Annotated in this window: 13 protein-coding genes and 1 tRNA gene; 8 read left to right on the forward strand and 6 right to left on the reverse strand. The window is 69.5% G+C overall.

Going from position 1 to position 19705, the window contains the following annotated elements; translation table 11 throughout:
- Window positions 1–172 precede the first annotated feature (172 nt).
- On the forward strand, window positions 173–793 hold the full coding sequence (locus tag ACWD5O_RS17270) for a TetR/AcrR family transcriptional regulator (protein ID WP_387329812.1): 621 nt from the start codon (window positions 173–175) through the stop codon (window positions 791–793).
- A gap of 294 nt (window positions 794–1087) precedes the next feature.
- Here the strand turns inward: ACWD5O_RS17270 and ACWD5O_RS17275 are convergent, their stop codons facing one another.
- Window positions 1088–1441: a tyrosine-type recombinase/integrase gene (locus ACWD5O_RS17275; RefSeq protein ID WP_450085981.1), complete on the reverse strand. Its 354-nt coding sequence runs from the start codon at window positions 1439–1441 to the stop codon at window positions 1088–1090.
- 170 nt (window positions 1442–1611) lie between these two features.
- Between ACWD5O_RS17275 and ACWD5O_RS17280 the strand changes: the two genes are divergently transcribed.
- Entirely contained in the window at window positions 1612–2166 is a 555-nt protein-coding gene (locus ACWD5O_RS17280; protein WP_387329809.1) for a hypothetical protein, read from the forward strand.
- A gap of 316 nt (window positions 2167–2482) precedes the next feature.
- Here ACWD5O_RS17280 and ACWD5O_RS17285 read toward each other — a convergent pair whose 3' ends face one another.
- From ACWD5O_RS17285 to ACWD5O_RS17295, 3 genes are all read right to left on the reverse strand, one after another.
- Window positions 2483–4660 carry an MMPL family transporter gene (locus ACWD5O_RS17285; protein ID WP_449940090.1) on the reverse strand — a complete coding sequence of 726 codons (2178 nt, stop codon included), beginning with the start codon at window positions 4658–4660 and terminating at the stop codon, window positions 2483–2485.
- A 308-nt stretch (window positions 4661–4968) separates the two neighbouring features.
- Window positions 4969–6966 carry a multicopper oxidase family protein gene (locus ACWD5O_RS17290; protein ID WP_450085896.1) on the reverse strand — a complete coding sequence of 666 codons (1998 nt, stop codon included), beginning with the start codon at window positions 6964–6966 and terminating at the stop codon, window positions 4969–4971.
- A complete protein-coding gene (locus ACWD5O_RS17295; protein ID WP_450085897.1) occupies window positions 6963–7226 on the reverse strand; it encodes a hypothetical protein in 264 nt (87 codons plus the stop codon). Before ACWD5O_RS17295 ends, ACWD5O_RS17290 begins: the two co-directional genes overlap by 4 nt.
- A 357-nt stretch (window positions 7227–7583) precedes the next feature.
- Here ACWD5O_RS17295 and ACWD5O_RS17300 point away from each other — a divergent pair, with 357 nt between their 5' ends.
- A complete protein-coding gene (locus tag ACWD5O_RS17300) occupies window positions 7584–8828 on the forward strand; it encodes a sensor histidine kinase (protein ID WP_387329797.1) in 1245 nt (414 codons plus the stop codon).
- Window positions 8825–9526 carry a response regulator transcription factor gene (locus ACWD5O_RS17305; RefSeq protein ID WP_387329795.1) on the forward strand — a complete coding sequence of 234 codons (702 nt, stop codon included), beginning with the start codon at window positions 8825–8827 and terminating at the stop codon, window positions 9524–9526. The genes ACWD5O_RS17300 and ACWD5O_RS17305 overlap by 4 nt, the downstream gene beginning before the upstream one ends.
- Window positions 9527–9922: 396 nt before the next feature.
- On the opposite strand, the gene ACWD5O_RS17310 is transcribed toward ACWD5O_RS17305, so the two are convergent.
- Window positions 9923–10294, reverse strand: a complete 372-nt coding sequence (locus tag ACWD5O_RS17310; RefSeq protein WP_450085898.1) for a LysR substrate-binding domain-containing protein — start codon at window positions 10292–10294, stop codon at window positions 9923–9925.
- 796 nt (window positions 10295–11090) lie between these two features.
- Between ACWD5O_RS17310 and ACWD5O_RS17315 the strand changes: the two genes are divergently transcribed.
- Window positions 11091–12833 (forward strand): recombinase family protein, encoded by a 1743-nt coding sequence (locus ACWD5O_RS17315; RefSeq protein ID WP_450085982.1) that lies wholly within the window; start codon window positions 11091–11093, stop codon window positions 12831–12833.
- Here the strand turns inward: ACWD5O_RS17315 and ACWD5O_RS17320 are convergent.
- Window positions 12789–12872, reverse strand: a tRNA-Leu gene (locus ACWD5O_RS17320). The genes ACWD5O_RS17315 and ACWD5O_RS17320 overlap by 45 nt on opposite strands.
- A 234-nt stretch (window positions 12873–13106) precedes the next feature.
- Between ACWD5O_RS17320 and ACWD5O_RS17325 the strand changes: the two genes are divergently transcribed.
- The 3 genes from ACWD5O_RS17325 to ACWD5O_RS17335 all read left to right on the forward strand — a co-directional run bounded on the left by ACWD5O_RS17325 (window position 13107) and on the right by ACWD5O_RS17335 (window position 19693).
- Entirely contained in the window at window positions 13107–15893 is a 2787-nt protein-coding gene (locus ACWD5O_RS17325) for a tetratricopeptide repeat protein (protein WP_450085899.1), read from the forward strand.
- A 151-nt stretch (window positions 15894–16044) separates the two neighbouring features.
- A complete protein-coding gene (locus ACWD5O_RS17330) occupies window positions 16045–18669 on the forward strand; it encodes a fibronectin type III domain-containing protein (protein WP_450085900.1) in 2625 nt (874 codons plus the stop codon).
- Between the two features lie 28 nt (window positions 18670–18697).
- A complete protein-coding gene (locus ACWD5O_RS17335; protein ID WP_450085901.1) occupies window positions 18698–19693 on the forward strand; it encodes an AAA family ATPase in 996 nt (331 codons plus the stop codon).
- Window positions 19694–19705 lie beyond the last annotated feature (12 nt).

The raw sequence follows: 19705 nt of genomic DNA on the forward strand, positions 1-19705 counted from the left end.
CGACACCGGTCAGTTTTCCTTACGTGGTAGGCACTTCGCTGTCTCTACCCAACAGTCTCAGCCCTCAAGATCACGACCGCCGTGAAAGACCGAGGCTAGTGCTCCCGCCGAAGTGGCTGATCGGCAGCCCACGTCTCGCGAAGGTTATTGATTGATTGATAACATGTCAACCATGGGCCAGAAACGAGTCTCCTCGTCCCAGCGGCGCGCTTCCGTGCTCGCTGCGGCGATCCGGATCTTCGGCAGCAAGGGCTTCGCCGCAACCACCACGGCAGACATCGCCCGCGAGGCCGCCGTGAGCCAGCCATACGTGGTGTCCCTGTTCGGCAGCAAAGACGCGCTCGTCCGAGCCGCGATCGAGCACGCGCTCGACAGGGTGGTCGAGGTGTTCGAGCAGACGATCGACGACGACGCACCTGGCGACCTCGCACCGCGTATCGGTGTCGCCTACCTTCAACTGTTCAAGGAGCAGGGATTGCAACTCTGCCTCGCGCACGCCTTCACCGCCGGCACCGATCCGGAGATCGGGCCACTCGCCAGAGACGGCTTCCTCCGCGTCTACCAAGTGCTCGTCAACCACGGCCATCTCACACCCGAACAAGCCAGTCAGACCCTCGCCGCCGGCATGATGGCCAACGTCATCCTCGGCTTACGTCTGGCCGACGACTATGACCGTGAACCCGTAATACGCGAACTCCTCTCGGCGACCTACCCGAGCAATGTCGAGCTCCTCCGGACCGTCACCGGTGCCTACGATGGCGTCGCCCCTCTACAAGGTGGGGCCGGCGTTTGATCCGCTGGTACTCGTCCTTCTGGTGAGGTGACAAGGCGTAGTCAAAAGTAGCCATCCTGGTGGCAAGGGCGGTCCGCCCGACGGCGGGCGGTCCTGTCTGTCGTACGTTGATGATCGCCGGGTGAGTGCACCATCGACTGCTCGATCGTCACCGGTAGTCAATCTGGATCCACGCGCCCTCAGCTGCCTACGATGCCCCGCTGACGAACGGCCGAAACTGATACAGCAGGTCCCTGAGCTGCGGGAATGCGGTTCGTTTTCTGCCACATCCGGTCCACCATGCAAACGCCCTGCTCAACCATGCTGTCGGCGACCCGGGCGAACCGCGTCGAGGTCCGGGCCGGCGCCGTCAGTCCGCACTGAGTCCGCAGCGGCACGACCCGCCGCCCGGTCCAGGCGGTCCGCCACCTGGTCCAGATCGTCCTCGAACAGGTCCGCGTACACGTCCAGCGTCATCGCCGCCGAGGCGTGCTCGAGCATCCGCTGGACCGCCTTCACGTTGGCGCCCTCGGCCACCGCGAGACTGGCCGCCGTGTGCCGCAGCTCGTGCGGTGCCAGGCCGGCGCCGGCCCGGCCCCGGCCTGCTGGCGACCTCCGGCCGGCATCGGCCGGGCCGGCCGGCCACCCTGACGGACGACCAGGACGCAGAAGACCTCGGGGCTCCGCCCCGAACCCCGGCCCTCCTCAGAGATGCCGACGAGGAGATCAGCTTTTGAACTCGCCGTTTACAACACCACATCCACCCACCCTTTGTGGTCTACCGCCGAACTGGCTACCGCCGTATGGCGCTTTCACCGAGGATTCGTACTCTCATGGCCATGAAAACCCGCACTCCTGCACTGGTGGCCGTACTCGGCGCGTCTGCCGCGATGCTGCTGGTGGTCGTCGGGTTCGTCGCGGCCGCAATCCTGTCCGGCAGCGACGATCCGGCCGAGGTGAGCGCGTGCCAGGAGTCGGTGCACGCTGGGGAGGTGAAGGTCCGTACCGACCGCTGGGATCCGCCGGAGGAGATGCCGGATCTCGGCGATTACCCTGAGGTTCACTGGCAAGTACGCGCGTTGGGCAACCCATGTACCAGAGTGCCGGGTCCGACGGACTGGGCGTACCAGGGTGTGGTCAAGCTGCGTCCGGAGGACGCGCGGCGATTGGCGGAGCGATACGAGTTCGTGCCGTACGTATCTGTCAAGCTTGATGAGCTTCCGCACTCCAGCACCCCTTCGGACGCGTGGCTCGCTCTCGTGCCGTTCCTGCCGGCGGAGCCGCGGTGGTTACACAGCAGGTTGTACAACGAGGGGAATCCGTCGACGCGGTGGCGGGTCGCGTTCCTGGATGTCGAGCACCAGACGCTCTTGTTCATGCTGAACGACCATTAACCTGTCTGGTCCCTATGGTCAGCGTGCTGTGCCGGGGTCGGGGGTAGCCCGGCACCCGGAGCAGATCGGCAATCATCTCGTTGCCTGCATCGATGGCCTGCTGTTCGACCGGCTGGCCGGGCGGGCGCCAGCACCGCCCGGCCACCCGGAACAGCCCCGGGCCTGCTCCACCTCGAGGTGCCGGATCGCTGCGGCCGCCTCGGACAGCGGGTCCGTCCTACACGAGGGACGCCCCCGAGACTGCGCTCTCCGGATCTTCGCAAGAGGAGCGCGGGGAATCCGCCGAGGGTTCCCCGCACTCCGACTCCAGGAAGGGTCAGCCTCTGACCTCTTCCGCGACCCTGGCCTGTGAAGCCGAGGTCGCCTTCGGTGCCCGGCGTCCGGGCATCCACCAGTTGGCCTTGCCGCACAGTTCCATCACCGCGGGGACGAGGACCATCCGGACGATGGTGGCGTCGATGAGTACGGCGACGGCCATGCCCAGACCTCCCTGCTTGACCGCGACGTCGTGGCCGAGCAGGGAGGTCGTGAAGACGGCGATCATGATGGCGGCCGCGGCCGTGATGACCTTGGCGGTCCGTGCCAGCCCGCGAGTGACGGCCATCCGGGTGTCGCCGGTGCGCTCGTACTCCTCACGGATCCGCGAGATCAGGAAGACCTCGTAGTCCATCGACAGGCCGAACAGGACCGGGAACATCATCATCGGCACCCAGGTCGTGATCGGCATTTCGGTGGGGAAACCGAGGGCCGAGCCGAGCCATCCCCACTGCACGACCGCGACGAGCACGCCGTAGGCGGCGCCGATCGACAGCAGGTTCATCACGGCGGCCTGCAGCGCGATCGTGACCGACCGGACCAGCGCGATCAGCAGCACCACGGACATCGCGATGACGACCGCGATCATTAGGGGCAGGCGCGAGCCGACCTCGTCTGCGTTGTCGATCGTGGCGGCGTTCGGGCCGCCGACGTAGACCCCTTCGCCGCCGGGCGCCTTGGGCAGCACGTCGTCGCGGAGTTGGTGCACCAGGTCCGCGGTCGCCTCGTCCTGGTATCCGGTCTTAGGGAAGGCTATGAAGGTGGCGGCCTGCCCGTCCTCGCTGATCCGAGGCTGCGTGGCGTAGGCGATGCCCTCGGTCTTGCTGACCGCTTCGACGACGGGACGCAGATCGGCGTTCTTGGAGTCGACCTCGGTGGCGAAGATCAGGGGTGCGCCGTAGCCGGGACCGAAGCCCTCGGAGACGATCTTGTGTGAGGTGTAGCTGCTCCTGTCGTGGGGCTGGACACTGGCGTCGGGCAGGCTCAGCCGCATCGACAGCATGGGGGCGGCCAGCACCAGCAGGACCGCGCCGGCCAGAACCGCGGCGACCAGCGGCTTGCGCTGCACCACGCCCGCCCAGCGCTCGGCGGGAGTGCGGCGCTCCCGAGACGGGACACCGTCGGCCCTCTGCTTGCGGGACGTGCGACGGGGCAGGCGCAGCGAGTTGATCTTGTGGCCGGTGAAGCCCAGGAACGCCGGCAGCAGGGTCACTGCGGCGATCATCGTCACCAGCACGATCACCGACGTGGCGACGGCCACTCCGGTCATCAGCCTCTGTCCCATGACGATCAGGCCCAGCAACGCGATCACAACGGTCGTGCCGGCGAACAGCACCGCGCGTCCTGCGGTGGTGATGGCCTTGACAGTGGCGCTCTCGGGCTCATCGCCGTCCTGCAGGCTGTCCTTGTACCGGGTCAGGATGAACAGTGCGTAGTCGATGCCGACACCGAGCCCGATCATCGCGGCGAGGATCACAGTGAAATCCGGCGAGGGGACCACGTGCCCCACCAGCTTCATCAGGGCGATGCCGGCGATGATCGCCAGCAGTGCGGTCACGATCGGCAGGCCCATCGCCACCAGTGACCCGAAGGCGATGAACAAGATCACCGCTGCCGCCAGGACGCCCACGCTCTCGGCCGGACCCTGCGGAGGTGTCTCGGCCTTCGCTGCCTGGTCCCCGCCCAGCCCCAGCGTCACGCCGTCACCGGAGGCTTCCTTGACCGTGGTCACCAGGGGCTCAACGGCGGTCTTCTTCACCTCCTTGTCGGTCAGCGGGATGGTCGTACGGGCGATACGACGATCCTTCGTCACCAGATCCTCGTCCTGATACGGCGAGGTCACCGGTCCTGTAATGGGTGAGGCGTCCAGATCGGCGATGACCTTCTCGATCTTCTGCCGGGCGGCGGGGTCGTCGATCCCCTTCTCTGCCTTGATCGCAAGAGTCAGCGTGTCCCCTTGCTGCTCGGGGAAGTGCTTCTCGATCAGAACCTGCGCCCTGGCGGAATCGGAGTCTCCACCGGAGAAGTCGTTGTCGGAGGCGGCGCCGAAGCCGAAGCCGACGATCGCCACGGCGATGACGCCGACGATCCAGGTCAGGAGGACCAGGCGACGGCGCCGGTAACAGAACCGGGCTAGTCCCGCCAGAGCCCCATCCGTACGGGAAGTCTCGGTTGTCATCAATCTCTCCTCAAGTCGTTGAGTGTTGCACTCGATCGGTGTTCATTCCGGCGCCGAAAATGCGTGTTAGCAGAACCGCTGTTTCCCGTGGTGCGTTTCGCAGCGGGGCGAGAGTCACCGACTCGGCGAGCTCTTCCAGCACCGTGTTGATGACGTCCAAGTCGGCAGGGGAGAGGGATGGGGCTCGACGGGCCAGCCGATGCAGTTCGGCGTCGATGATTGTCCGGGTGTGCCGGTGGACCAGGACAAGGAGATTCGACTTGAGATCGTCCGCGCACCCACCGGGCTGAGGAGCGGCGCGGGCTGGATCAGTGGCCATGGCCCGAGATTCCGCCGTGCGGGCCGCCAAATGGCGTCGTGACGCCGTCGTAGTGCAGTCGCAGCATCATGCCCTGATGCGCGTGGGGCAGGTTGTGGCAATGGTTCATCCAGATTCCGGGATTCGTAGCGCGGAACGAGACCTCCCATTTCTCGCCTGGCCGGACGTCGAAGGTGTCCACCCACAGCGGACTGCCCGTCGACGGCGTTCCGTTCCTGGACAGGATCAGCACGGGATGGCCGTGCAGGTGCCAGGGGTGCGTTTCCAGGCTTCGGTTGACGACGGTGAACCGGACGATGTCGCCTTTGGCGACGAGCTGATCGGGGACGGAGGGGTGGCCTCGGCCATTGACGGTCTGCGCGTACGCCGGTCGGCCGTCGACCATGGCCACTCCGCGGTCGAGGACCATGGTGAAGTGCCGGTCGGCATTGCGGGTGTCGAAGGGCACGGCGGTCGGAGCTCCGTACCGCAGCAGGTCCAGCTCCGGCAAGTCGGACGTGTCCTCGACGCGCGCTTCACCGGGGGCATCGCCATGCGGCCGCATGCGCAGTCCGCCGTCACGATCGTCGTCGACAACGAGTGCCACGGACGTGTCCGGCATGAGGAACACCAGGTCGTATCGCCCGCCTGCGGGCAGGTGCAGTCCGACGCCGCTGACCTCCCCCGGCTGGTTGAGGTCTCGGCCGTCGACGGCCGCGATCCGGAACGGGGTTCCGGCGAGGACGATCCGGTGCGGATCCGAGTCGGTGTTGATCAATCGCAGCCGCACGGGTGTACCGGGTGGTGCGGGGTGTTCGGTCTGGCCGTCTCTGCCTGCGATCACGACGGTGCCGTCGAAGGTGTGCACGGGCAGGGTCAGGTCCACCTGCTCCGCCGCAGAGTGCTCGTCGGCTCGCCGTCCGTCGCGCGGTTTCACGACGAGGGTTCCGTACAGCCCCTTGTGTACGCCGACGTGGGACGCGTAATGGGTGTGGTACCAGTAGGTGCCCACCTGGTCGGCGCGGAACCGGTAGACGAAGTCCTCACCGGGTCCCGCGGCCATCTGGGTCACACCCGGCGCGCCGTCCTCGCCGCACGGTACGTCGTAGCCGTGCCAGTGCAGGGTCACGCCGCCCTCGATGTCGGCGTTGCGCAGCCGCACTTCGATCAGGTCACCCTGGGTCGCGGTGATCGCCGGACCCGGGACCTCGCCGTTGTAGGTCCACGCGTCGATCTCTCGTCCGGACGGGAGCCGTACGGTGGCCTTCTTCGCGGTGAGCACGTGCCGCCGCACGGTGCCACCCGGTGCCGGTGAGCCGGAGCCCCGTAGGTCGGCCACCGACACGGCCGCTCGGGACGAGCGTCCCGGGCCGCCTCCCCTGCTCACCGATTCGGCGGGGAGGAACGACAGCCCAGTGCCGGCACCGGCCGCGGTCACCACGACCGCGCCACCGGTCCAGCCGAGGAACCGGCGGCGCGAGATCGCGCGTCGACCCTCCGGTGCCTGAGCGACGCCCGCACCAGCGGCGTTCCCGGTGGGCGGCGCGATCACCCGCGCGGTCAGCAACGCGCCGGCGCACACGAGTGAGATCGTGATCAAGGCCGTGCTCACGGTGAGCGGGTACCCGACCAGGAAGGTCACCACAAGACCGGCCAGTGCCGCGTAAGCCGCAGTGAACACCGAAACCACGCCGTCTACCGACGCTCCGTCGCCTCGCCCCCGTCTCGCCGCGAGCAGTTGTGGGCCTACGAGCAGCACGGCGACGGCCCCGGCGACCCCCAGCATCGGCAGCCCCAGTAGCACCTTCTCCTGTACGAACCACCAGCCCCGGCCGGCCAGTATCGCCACGCTGACCACCCGGGCCAGCGTCACGAGCACCGCCGCGACGAGAACGGCGAGCGCCAGCCGGGTTCGCCGGAGCGCCAGCATGACGCCGGTCGCGAACCACGCCGCGACGCCCAGCAGCGCGACGACGTGGTCCAGGACGATCAACAGCCTCGTGCTCATGGCGCCTGTCGCGTGGGTGCGGCCGGCCCGGACAGCTGCCTGGCCTGGCGGACGATCATCCCGGCCATCGCCAGGATGGCGAGACCGTTGACCGCGTGCAGACCGAAGACGAGCCCGCCGGCGGTCGAGCTGCCGCCGGTGCCGTTGAGCGCTGTGGCGATCCCCTTGATCACGAACTCGACAACCGCGAGCCCCGCGACCAGGCCGCTCATCCCGATGAGCCGCCCGGGCATCCGGGCTGTCGCGGCGACGATGGCCACCAGGACCGCGAGCAGGACAATTCCGCCGCCCAGCGCGCGGTGCGGTTGGACTCATCGTTGGGTGCCGTGTCGAACGCACCGCTGGCGGCCAGGAAGAACTGCGTGACGACGGCCAACATCTGTAGGGCCGCCAGGCCGGCGAAGAATCTACGCATGGTGCGCTCCTCGAAGTGGGTGGGGGTGATCGCTCATGGCGGCGATCATCGCGCCGGGGAGGCTGCCGTGGCCTCGGACAGCGGGTGGCAGCGTCTACGCAATTGGCCGTAGACGACCTCGTATCTCACTACGCCCGCCGGCGTAGCAGGTCGCGCGTCTGGGCCCAGATTCGCCTGTGGACGAGAACCGTAGGATCGCTGCATGGAACAGCGTGCCGTGTCGTTCTCCCTGCGGGTGGTGGCGCAGGACGTGGCGCTCGCGCTCTTCGTCACCGTGATGCAGGTGCAGGGCACGGTCGCCCGCGTTGCCGTCGACGGGGCATCGCGTCCGCTCGCCGACCTCGGCAACCTCGGATACGCGCTGCTGGCGTTGAGTGGCCTGGTCGTGGCCGTCCGCCGCCGGTGGCCGGTTCCGGTGTTTGTCACCACCGCACTCGTCAGCTTGGTGTATTTCAGCCTCGACTTCCCGGACGGGCCCGGCTGGCTCGGGCTCTTCGTCGCCCTGTACACCCTCACCGCGTACGGCGACGGGCGCCGGTCGCTGGTGTTGGCTGGCTTCGGTACCACGGTGCTCGCCGTCGGATGGCTGGTCGCCGCGGCCGACATCGAGCCACGCGCCGCCATCGGCTGGGTGTTCTTCCGGATCGGTGCGTCGGTGATGAGCGCGGCGCTCGGCGAGTCCGTTCGGTCTCGACGGGTCATCGCAGCCGAAGCTCAGGAGCGTGCCGAGCTGGCTGAACGGACTCGCGAGGAGGAGGCGCGGGCGCGGGTCGACGCCGAACGGCTCCGGATCGCGCGCGAGGTCCACGACACGGTTGCGCACGCCATCGCGATCATCAACGTCCAATCCGGTGTCAGCGCGCACGTGCTCGACAAGAGGCCGGAAGTGGCACGCGAGGCGCTGCAAGTCATCGAGCAGACCAGTTCTCGGGCGCTGCGGGAGATGCGCGCCATCCTCGGGGTACTCCGTGACGACAACAACGGGCGCGTGCCGTACCCCGGGCTTGGGCAGATCGAGGAACTCACCGCCAAGGCACGCGATGCCGGACTCGACATCAACCTCGAAGAGACCTCGCCCGCGACGCCGTTGCCGAGCGCGGTGGGGAGTGCTGCCTACCGAATCCTGCAGGAATCGATCACCAACGTGATCCGCCACGTCGGCCCGACTCGGGTGACGGTGGCGCTGAACCCGGGGGTCGACGTCTTGGAGATCCGCGTGACCGATGAGGGCCGCCGTGCCGCCACAGGTGATGACCCCGCCTACCCGCACCTACCGGCCCAGTATCCGACCAGCACCGGCAGTTCGGCCACGCCCGGCCACGGGATCCTCGGAATGCGCGAGCGCTGTCAACTGCTGGGCGGAGAACTCGACGCCAAGCCGACTCCGGGCGGAGGGTTCGAAGTCACGGCCCGGCTGCCCCTCGCGCCGACCGGGTCGCGCCTGTGAACGCAGCGGCCGCGTCACCGTTAACCAACGCTCCGATCAAGGTGCTGCTCGCCGACGATGAGGGTCTCGTGCGATCCGGGTTCAAGGTCCTACTCGAACTCGAAGACGACATCACGGTGGTGGGAGAAGCCACTAACGGCGCCGAAGCCGTCGAGCGGGCCCGCGCCACCCGCCCCGACGTCGTCCTCATGGACATCCGCATGCCAAAGCTGGACGGGATTCGAGCCACCACCCAGATCGCCGAGACGCACGGGTTGGAGCAGGTCCGAGTCCTCATCCTGACCACCTACGACACCGACGAGTACGTCTTCGAGGCACTGCAAGCCGGCGCCAGCGGCTTCCTGCTCAAAGACGCCGGACCGGCCGAGCTCCTGCATGCCATCCGGGTGGTCGCCGCCGGAGACGCGCTGCTCGCGCCGCGGATCACCCGACGCCTCATCAGCCAGTTCACCGCGCAACGAACAGCCACCCAGGCCGCGGAGGACCGGCTCGCGGTGCTAACCCAGCGCGAGCGTGAAGTGCTAGCCCTGGTGGGATTGGGCATGAGCAACAACGAGATCGGCATCGAGTTGTTTCTCAGCCCAGCCACCGCGCGCACCCATGTCAGCCACGCGATGGCGAAACTGGGTGCGCGCGACCGCGCACAACTGGTTGTCATCGCTTACCAAACAGGACTGGTCAGTCCTAGTAAGGCATGAATGCGTAGCGCGCTACGACGTGATCATGTCGGGCGGCCCACGTCACGGTGTCCGCCGACGTACCGGCGCAACCGCCACAACTGGCCCCTGAGCTGCTGGGAGGCGGTTCGGGTTCTGGCACATTCGGTCCACTCCATGACGTGATCTCGCTGTTGACCTGCACTTTTCCGGTTCGTGTGACCGGACGGCTCCACCGGTAGGTCGCGGTACACGAACAACCGGGGACAGCCGTCCGCTACGGCAACCCTCGGGAAATGCATCAGGTGGGCGAGAATTCAACGACCACAGTCTGATGACCGGAGCGATACAAGGGTTCTGCTCCTCATCGACGTCGGGCCTCGCACTCCTCTGGACTGGGCGGATACGGAGCCCGGCACGGCAGCGGTGGTCGACTGCTCAAGCAGCAGCGGACGAAGTCTTGGATGACGGGATTGGCGTGGTCGCCGGCTGCCCAGGCCACGCCGATCTGGCTAGGGCTGACGCCGCTGACGGGCCGGTAGACGATGCCAGGGCGGGCGTAGAAGCGGGCGGCGGATTCGGGGCCAAAGCGATGCCGTAGCCGTTGGCGATCGCACTGAGACAGTCGTCGGGCTGCACGGCGACGGCGCCGATGCGGACTCGGTGGCCATCGCGTTCGTCAGCCGCCAGCCAGACGTCCCGCCACCGCCCGGTCTCAGCGGGGGCCGCGACGAAAGGTTCGTCCCACAGGTCCGGGAAGGGAATCACCTCTCGGGCGGCCAACGGGTGAGCCGTAGGGAGCGCGAACACACACCCTGCGGCTCGCCTTCCCCCAGCCAGGAACAACGCTGCGCCGCCTCACCGACCGCCCAAGCGACTGAAGACCGACGAAAGCGTTCTTACCGCTTGCGCAGCCTCGTACAACCGTTCCGGCTCGGATCCCCCTTCTAGCTCGTTGCTTCAGAGCCGCGAAGGTACGCGCCAGGGTCAGCGAACTGTTCCGGTGCCGCGTGGAGGACCCCGCGCTCGACAATAGAGCGAAGTGCTGCTGCTTATTGCATGCGCTTCGAAAGGAAACGGCGCGCCACTCCGATACATGCGCCTTTTCCCTCGTGGGGCTGAGCAGGGAGAAAGCGGCCCCGAAGCAGGCACGGCCGCGTAGAGGGCAAATCCCAGGACACCTCAGGCCGCCCTCGTTCGCCCGGAAGAGTTGCCGCTTGCACCGAAGCGAGGCGGTCGGACTCACGCGCCACAGCAGGTCCAGCGCTTCGCGGTACTACACATCACTCGCCGCGTCTGCTGCCAACCGACCAAGGTCGTCAGCTCCAGAAAGGAGGCACCGATGAAGATTCCGCTCGGCATCCAATACTCGGATGCCTCTGCTTCACGGAGCGTCTATGGCACAACCATTGCCAGATTTTCCCAATTCCAATGACAATGCATATAATTGTGTCGTCGATCAGTCGACACAGGACCACCAACGTACATCACCCACGGTGATCGTTCCATTAGATCCGCCCGACCTCAATTTGACCGCCGCTCGCCGGCTTCTACGGATACTTCTCGCCGCCCACGGACAGCTACCGCGCGCCGAAAGTGAGGAAGAATGAACACTGACCGAGGATTCAACCGGCACGGGTCGGATCAAGGGGCCTTCGCTGCTCAACCTCTGCGATTCGCCTTCTACGGGCGAGTGTCGACCGAGGACCAGCAGGACCCGGAAGCATCCCGGGCCTGGCAGCTATCTCGATCGCGAGCCCTGATCGAGCCGGTAGGCGGACAGGTGGTCGAAGAGTTCTTCGACATCGGGCTGTCCCGATCCCTGCCGTGGAGACGTCGCGGCGAGGCGACCCGCCTGCTCGCCGCGCTCCGCGACCCGCACCGAGGCTTCGCTGCCGTCGTGATCGGTGAACCCCAGCGCGCCTTCTACGGCAATCAGTTCGGGCTCACCTTCCCCCTGTTCGAGCACTACGGTGTCGAACTGTGGGTGCCTGAGGTCGGTGCGGCTGTCGACCCGGGCAGCGACGCTCACGACCTCGACATGGCCCTCTACGGAGGCATGAGCAAAGGCGAGCGCAACCGCATCAAGGTGCGAGTCCGCAGTGCCATGGCCGCCCAGGCCGCAACCGAGGGACGATTCCTCGGTGGACGGCCACCCTACGGCTACCGACTCGTTGACGCCGGCCCCCACCCCAATCCGGGCAAGGCCGCCGACGGTCGACGGCTGCACCACCTGGAAGCTGACCCGCTCACCGCACCCGTCGTACGACGCATCTACACCGAGTACCTCGCCGGACAGGGCATCTTCGCCATCGCCGAAGGACTCACCCGCGACAGCATCCTCTCCCCCTCGGCCTACGACCGGCGACGCAACCCACACCGCACCACCACGGCATGGAGCAAGAGCGCCATCCGCGTCATCCTGACCAACCCCCGGTACACCGGCCGCCAGGTGTGGAACAAACAACGCAAGGCCGAAATCCTGATCGACGTCGACGACGTTGCCCTCGGACACGAAACCAAGCTGCGCTGGAACCCCGCCAACGAGTGGATCTACTCCGGCGCCCTGGCACACGAACCACTCGTGGACGACGAGACGTACACCAATACCCAGACGCTGATCGCCAGTGCAGGACGGCGTCCCGATGGAGTCACGAAGCCCCGGGCCAGCAAACGCAACTACGTGCTGTCCGGCCTCCTGCACTGCGGCATCTGCCACCGGCGCATGATCGGCAGCTTCAACAACGACCGCAACAACTACCGCTGCACCTACGCCGCCGAGTACGCCGACGCCAACCGCATCGCCCACCCCCGCAGCGTCTACGTCCGCGAGGACCACATCCTCGAACAACTCGACCCATGGCTCGCCCGAGCCTTCTCACCCAGCCAACTCACCGCAACCGTCCACGCCATGGCCGAAGCGCAACACGACGACGCCGACCAACAGGCGATCAAGGCGGCACGGGAAACCCTCGCCACCTGCACCACCCGGCTGGACCGCTACCGCGCCGCCCTCGACAGCGGCGCCGACCCCGCCGTCGTCAGCCGATGGATCGCCGACGTCCAAGCAGAACAGGTCACTGCCGAGGCCAAGCTGCGCCGCCTCAACGGACGCCAGACAATGAGCCCCGACGAGATCCGCCGCATCGTGGAAACCCTGGGAAACATCACGGCCGTCCTCCGCGACGCCGACCCCGCCGACAAGGCCCTGATCTACCGCGAATTGGGGCTGAACCTGACCTATCGGCCAACCGCCCGCACGGTATCCGCTCAGGCAAACCCAAGTGGATCATGTACTAAATTGTGTCCGAGGGGGGACTTGAACCCCCACGCCCTATACGGGCACTAGCACCTCAAGCTAGCGCGTCTGCCATTCCGCCACCCGGACCTGCTCGTTCAGCCTACCTCGCCGACCTGGATGATCTTGACACCCGAAGGTCGGCCCGGCGGGCCGCACGGGGAGTTACTGTACACGCCACTCGTGGATCATGCACATCGCCATCCGAGCCCCCCGTCGAGGCGTTTCCACCGCTGCTCAGACCGCCTCACGAGGGCTCACCGACGCACGGCCGAAGACGTGTCCGGGTAGCGTCCGGCGGCCCTCTGACGGCAGCATTGCCACGTGCCCCATCCCTCTCCTCTGGCTGCCGCCCAGCACCGGGCCCTCGCCCTGCGCGCCGCGGGCGACCTCAGCGCCGCCCAGCAACTGCTCGCGGAGGCCGTCGGATCCGCCCGCCCGCCGTACGGGGAAGACCACCCCGAGGTGCTGCACACCGCGCACCTCCTGGCCCGGCTGCACCGGGAGGCGGACAACCCGCTCGCCGCCCGCCGGGTGCTGGAGGAGGCGTTCGCCGCGGGCGAGCGGCGCTGGGAGCACTCGGACCCGGTGATGCTCGCGCTCGCCTTCGAACTCGCGGAGGTCGCCGAGGAACTGGGCAACCGGCACGAGGCCCGCCGCAACTACACCCGCGTCGCCACCGCCGGGCCCGCCGTGCTCGGGGTGCACCACCCGGTGGTACGCGCCGCCCGCCACTACCTCGGCGATGCCGCTCCCGGCCCGGCCGCGCCGGCCGAGCGGCACGTGTCGACGCCGGCACCCCGGCAGGCCCCTGACAACCGGTCCGCCGATCCCGCCCCGGCAGACGATGCAGGGACGCGCTCGGCGCTGTCCGGTCCGACGCTGTCCCTGGCGACCCTGGCCGCGATGCGACCGTCGGCGGCCGAACCGCCGGCCGCCGCGTCGCCCTGGGCTCCGCCGCCACCGCCGGCCCCTCCTCAGCCGACCCCTTCGGCGGTACGCGCACCCGCCGCACCACCCCCGCCCACCGATACCGGTCCACCGCCGGGACCGGCTCCCGCCCCCCGGGTGACGCCGGCCCCGCCGGCAGCTCGATCGACACCGACCTCCGTCACGCCGGGGTCACCGCAGCCCGGACCGCCGCCACCAGCACCTCCCGCGCCGCCGTCAGCAACTCTCGCGCCGCCGCCAGCACCTCCCGCCTCACCACCCGTGCCGCCGCGCCAGCGCACCGAGCAGCAGCCGGGACCAGCCCGACCGCCGGTCGACCTGTCGCCTCGCCCACGGCCGGCGAGCCAGCCGGCGCAGCCGCAGCTGCTGGTCGGACCGCAGCAGCCACCCCGGCCCCTGTCCGAATCACCCGTACCGCCACGCCAGCGCGTGGGCGACCAACCGCAGCACCCAGCGGTCGACGCGCCGCCCCCGCCGACGCCATCCACCCCGGTGCCAGCCGCCGCGCCGACAGCCCCGGCGGTCCCGCCGTCTCCGGCGCCCCAATGGGACAACCCGACGATCCAGGTTCAGCAGATCGAGCCGCTCCTGGCCGAGGAGACGGCCCGGGCTGCGGCCACGCCGGCCGAGGCGAGCGGTTCACCCAACGTGGCCGGCGGCGCGGCGGGCGGGCCCTCCGCCGCCACCGCACCTCCCGAACAGGCGCACCCGGTGAGCGCACCCCCCGGCCGCAACCTCCCCGTGTCCGGACCGCCCGGCCACAACCGCCCCATGTCAGGAGAACCGGGGCTCCCCTACCCCGTGTCGGGGTCACCCGGCCACCCCTATCCCGTCTCCGGACCGCCCGGCTACCCCCAGCCGGTGTCCGGAGTGCCCGGCCACCCGTACCCGGTATCCGGCCCACCGAGCCAGCCCTACCCCGTGTCCGGACCACCGAGCCAGCCCTACCCGGTGTCGGGGCCACCCGGCTACGGCCAACCTGTCTCGGCACCACCGGGCCAGCCGTACCCGGTGTCCGGGCCGCCGGGTTACCACCAGCCCGTCTCCGCACCACCGGGCCACGACTACCCGGTGTCCGGCCCACCCACCTCCGCGCCGCCGGTGAGCGCGCCGCCCGTACCTCCGTGGGGGTTGACCGCGCCGCCGTGGAGCCGCACCTCGCCGCCGCCGTCACCGACGGCGGGCAACGACCCGGCGGGTGGGTCTCAGGTGGACGGGCGCGGGGGTGAAGCACACGCCGAGGTCGAGTTGGGTGAGCTCGGTGCCACGGCGATGCCGCCGGACGCGCCAGCGCATTCGACAGGTGTGACGCCGCCCGCTTCGACGGAGGTGTTCCCGCCCGTCGGGCCGGCAAGCGGAGCTCCGGCAAGGCCTGACTCGGGCCTCACCCAGCCGGACCTGACTGCCCGACCGTCGAGCCCCGTCGCGGCGCCGCTTGAGACAGCACCGTCCGCCTGGTCACCGGGTGTTGACCCGGCTCCGACCACGCAAATCTCCAGCGGGTACCCCGAGTCGACCCTGCCGGAAGCGGCTGCTCCGGGTCCCTTCGCGTCACCTGCCACCGCAGCCCCGACCTACCCGCCGGGCGCTCCCGAGCAGTATCCGGTCCAGGAGCGGTACCCGGCCCAGCAGTACCAACCGGGTCAGCAGGTGTACCCGGGCCAGCAGTACCACCCGGGCCAGGACGGGTATCGGCCGGCGTACACCGATGAGAGGTCGACGGGCCGCGGCCGGGCGACGCTGATCGGCGCGGTGGTGGCCGCCGGGGTGGCCGTGGTGGCGGTGGGCGGCCTGGGCGCGGTGCTGCTGAACCGCGACGACGCGCCACCGGCGACCGGGACCGCGCCGACCGCGGCGGCGCCGACGGCGGCCGGCCCCCCGCCGGGTGATCTGAAGCTGCGGGACGACTCGGTCACGATCACGCTGACCTGGACCGACCCGTCCGAGGGTGCGGTGCCGTTCATGGTCGCCGGTGGCCGGGCCGGGCAGGCGCTGGGAGTGATGGCCACCATGGACCCTGGCCGGACCAGCTACACGGTCAACGGCCTGAACTCCCGAGTGGACTACTGCTTCACCGTGCTGGCGGTCTACTCGACGGACAGCTTCGCCACCTCGGGGCAGGTCTGCACCGAGCGGGAGCGCAGCACCCCACCGAGCTGAGCTGCTCGTCCACACCGCACACGCTCGGTATCCACAGGGGTGACCGTGCGGGTTCCCCCGCCACCTGCCGAGCCATATGATGGCACCCGGCTCAGGGGAGGGGTCGCCGCGAGGCGCGCCACCTGCCACGACTCAGGGGAGGCAGCCGGCTGTGGCCAGCATCGAGGACGCCGCACGCACCGAAGCCCCCCGTTCGCGGTCCCGGCTGCGCGGCGGGCTGGTGACCGTCGGCACGGTGACCGCGCTGCTGGCGGCCATGGGGCTGACCGTCCTCGGGTTGGGCGCGGCGGACAACGCGGTGGCCAACTACGACGCGAGTTCCTGGCTGTGGAGCGCCGCGCGCAGCGAGCTAGCCCGGGTCAACGGGGTCACCGCCCGCGTCGACACCCGCACCGAGGTTCCCAACGCCCGCCGCCACCTGATGCAGGTCACCCAGACCGACCGGCTGCTGATCCTGCGCGACCTGCAGACCGGGCAGGTCAGCTCACTGGACCTGGCCACCCTGCAGCTCACCGCGACCACGCGGACCACCCCCGGGCTCGGCGTGAGCGTCGCCCTGCACGAGGACGCGGCGTTCGTCGTCGACGCCGTGCAGGGCATCGTGCGCCAGCTCGACCCGCGGTCGCTGACCCCGGTCGGCGAGCCGGTCCGCTACCCGCCGGGCATCACCGGCGGCACCTTCGACGGCGAGGGCCGGCTCTGGGTCGCGGTGCCCAGCGAGGGCACAGTGTCGGCGGTCACCGCCGCGAAGCTGCCGTCCGCGCCGGCCTCGGCCGCGCCCGCCGGTGGCGGGCTCAGCCCCGAGCGGGTCGAGACGTACGACGTCGCCGAGGCCAGCCACGAGCTGGTGGTCTCCACGCTGGACGACGGGGTCGCGGTGCTCGACCGCACCGCCGGGAAGCTGGTGCGGGTGCAGCGCGGCGAGGTGCACCCGACGCCCCTGAAGCTGACCGGCCCGGCGGCGCTGCCGGCCCGCACCAGCGGTCCGCGCGTCCCGGTGACCGTGTCGGCCGAGCGGCGGGTGCTGGTGGTGGGTGACGCCGGCGAGGAGCGGGCGTTCACCGTGCCGGGCAACGGCGACCGGCTCAGCCCGGCGGTGGCCTGGGCGGACAGGTTCTACTGCGCCGACGAGGCCACCGGCGCCATCTACTCCTTCGACACCGGCGGCCAGTTGGTCGACACCATCCGCGGCCGGGCGAACGGGCCGCTGGAGCTGGAGGTGCGGGAAAACCACCTCTTCATCAACTCCCCCGACTCGGCGACCGCCCGGGTGGTGGACGACAAGCACCAGGTGCGCGAGGTCAACAAGTACGCCAACGACGTGCTCGGCGGCGACCCGCCGCCGACTCCCCCGCCGCCACCCCCGCCGAAGAAGCCCCGGGTGGGCAAGCCGAGCGCGCCGCGCAGCGTCACCGCCGCCGCCGGCAACGCCCAGGCCCGGGTGAGCTGGCGGCCGGCCGCCGCGAACGGCGCCGAGATCATGAAGTACGTGGTGCAGGGCGCCGGCCAGCGCCTGGAGGTCGGTGCCAACCAGCGTGCGGTGGAGGTCAAGGGGCTGACCAACGGCGAGACGTACCGGTTCGCGGTGCACGCCGTGAACGCCAAGGGCGACGGCCCGTCGCGCAGCAGCAACCCGGTCACCCCGACCGCCGCCGTGCCCGATCCGCCCGCGAGCGTCACCGCTCAGGAGCGGCCGGACGGCACGGTGCTGGTGAAATGGCCGGCGGCGAACGGGCAGGGCAACAAGATCGCGAAGTACGCGGTGACGGCCAGCTCGGCGGGGACGAACGCGCCGGCCGGCGAGTCGACGAAGACGGAGCTGGTGGTGCCCGCCGGGGAGCTGGAGTTCGGCACCCAGTACGCGTTCACCGTGGTCGCGGTCAACGACAAGGGCGCCGGCGCGGCGGCCTCGCCGGTCAGCAACACGGTGGTGCCGTTCGCGGCGCCCGGCCGACCGGTCGACCTGCGGGCCGGCACGGTCGCCGACCAGCCCGGCGCGATCACCGTGCAGTGGGCGCCGGCCGAGGCGAACGGCCGGCCGGTGACGAAGTACCTGGTGGACGTCGGCGGGCGCAGCAGCGAGGTGACCGACACCCGCACGACCGTCACCGGGTTGGGCAACGGCGAGAACGTCACCGTGAAGGTGAAGGCGGTCAACGAGGCCGGGCCCGGCCCGGAGGCCACCACCACCGCCCGCACCGTCGCCGAGCCACGGGTCACGGTCACCGGCTCGTCGGCGACCGCCACCTCGGCGACCGTCACGTTCACCGTGGACGCCGGCGGCGGCAAGGCCACCTGCTCGGTGAACACGCCGGGCGAGCCGGCGAAGGCCGGGCCGTGCTCCAGCATCACGGTGCCGGGTCTGACGCCGGGCACGAAGTACACGTTCACGGTGACCGCCACCAACGCCGCCGGCAAGGGCACCGCGACGCGGGCCCAGACCACCGAGGTGCTCTACGGCATCGCGACGTGCAACAACGGGCCGGACGGCGACCAGCGGACCTACTGCAACAAAGAGGTCGACGGCCGCAACGGCAACGAGATCTTTTCCGTCGCCCGGCAGGACAACGACCAGCAGGTGGGCTGGGCGAAGCCCGGCACCCGGCTGAAGGCGTACTGCAAGAAGTCCGGCGGGAACGTCGACTCGTGGATCTACAACAACAACAAGCAGAGCACCTGGTGGGTGCAGGTCGAGTACAGCGGGAAGAACTACATCCCCTGGGCCTGGCTCAACCTGGAGGGCGGCGACAACATCAACGTCCTGCCCACCTGCTGAAGCACCCAGGCAAGGAGCACCACGGACCGTGAACACCCACGAGCCGCTCACCCAGCCGGAGGTGCAGGGCTTCGCCGCACTGGCCGCCCGGCTGGCCGAGAACGTCAACGCGGTCGTGCTCGGCAAACCGCAGGTGGTCCGGCTGGCGCTGACCGCGCTCTTCGCGCAGGGTCACGTGCTCCTGGAGGACGTGCCCGGGGTCGGCAAGACGACCCTGGCCCGCGCCATCGCCGCCACCGTGAAGGGTGAGTGGCGGCGTATCCAGTTCACCCCAGACCTGCTCCCCTCCGACGTGTCCGGTGTGACGATCTTCAACCAGGCGACCCGGGACTTCGAGTTCCATCCCGGGCCGGTCTTCGCCAACATCGTCATCGCCGACGAGATCAACCGGGCGTCGCCGAAGACCCAGTCGGCGCTGCTGGAGGTGATGGAGGAACGCACCGTCACCGTGGACGGGGTCCGACATCCCGTGCCCGCGCCGTTCCTGGTGGTCGCCACGCAGAACCCGGTGGAGATGGACGGCACCTACCGGCTCCCCGAGGCGCAACTGGACCGCTTCCTGGTCAAGCTCTCCGTCGGCTACCCGGACGAGGCGGTCGAGGTGGAGGTGCTGCGTGGCGCCACCGTCCGCTCCCCCGAGGCGCTCACCCCGGTCACCGACACCGCCACCGTGGGCGAGATGGTCCGGATGGCCCGCCGGGTGCACATCGCCGAGCCGCTCTACGCGTACGCGGTTCGGTTGGCCGCCGCCACCCGCACCCACCAGCACGTACGCGTCGGAGTCAGCCCCCGGGGTGTCATCGCGCTGACCCGCGCCGCGTGCGCGTACGCGCTGATCGACGGGCGGGGTTGGATCATGCCGGAGGACCTGAAGGCGCTCGCCGAACCGGTGTTCGCCCACCGGCTGCTGCTCACCCCGGACGCCCAGGTGCGCGGGATGACCGCGGCGGAGGTGCTGCGCCACGCCATCGCCTCGGTGCCGGTGCCGCTGCCGTCGGGGCAGCCGGCGCCGGTGCAGGGCTGACCGGCAGCAGCG

The organism is Micromonospora sp. NPDC005161 (assembly GCF_053599855.1).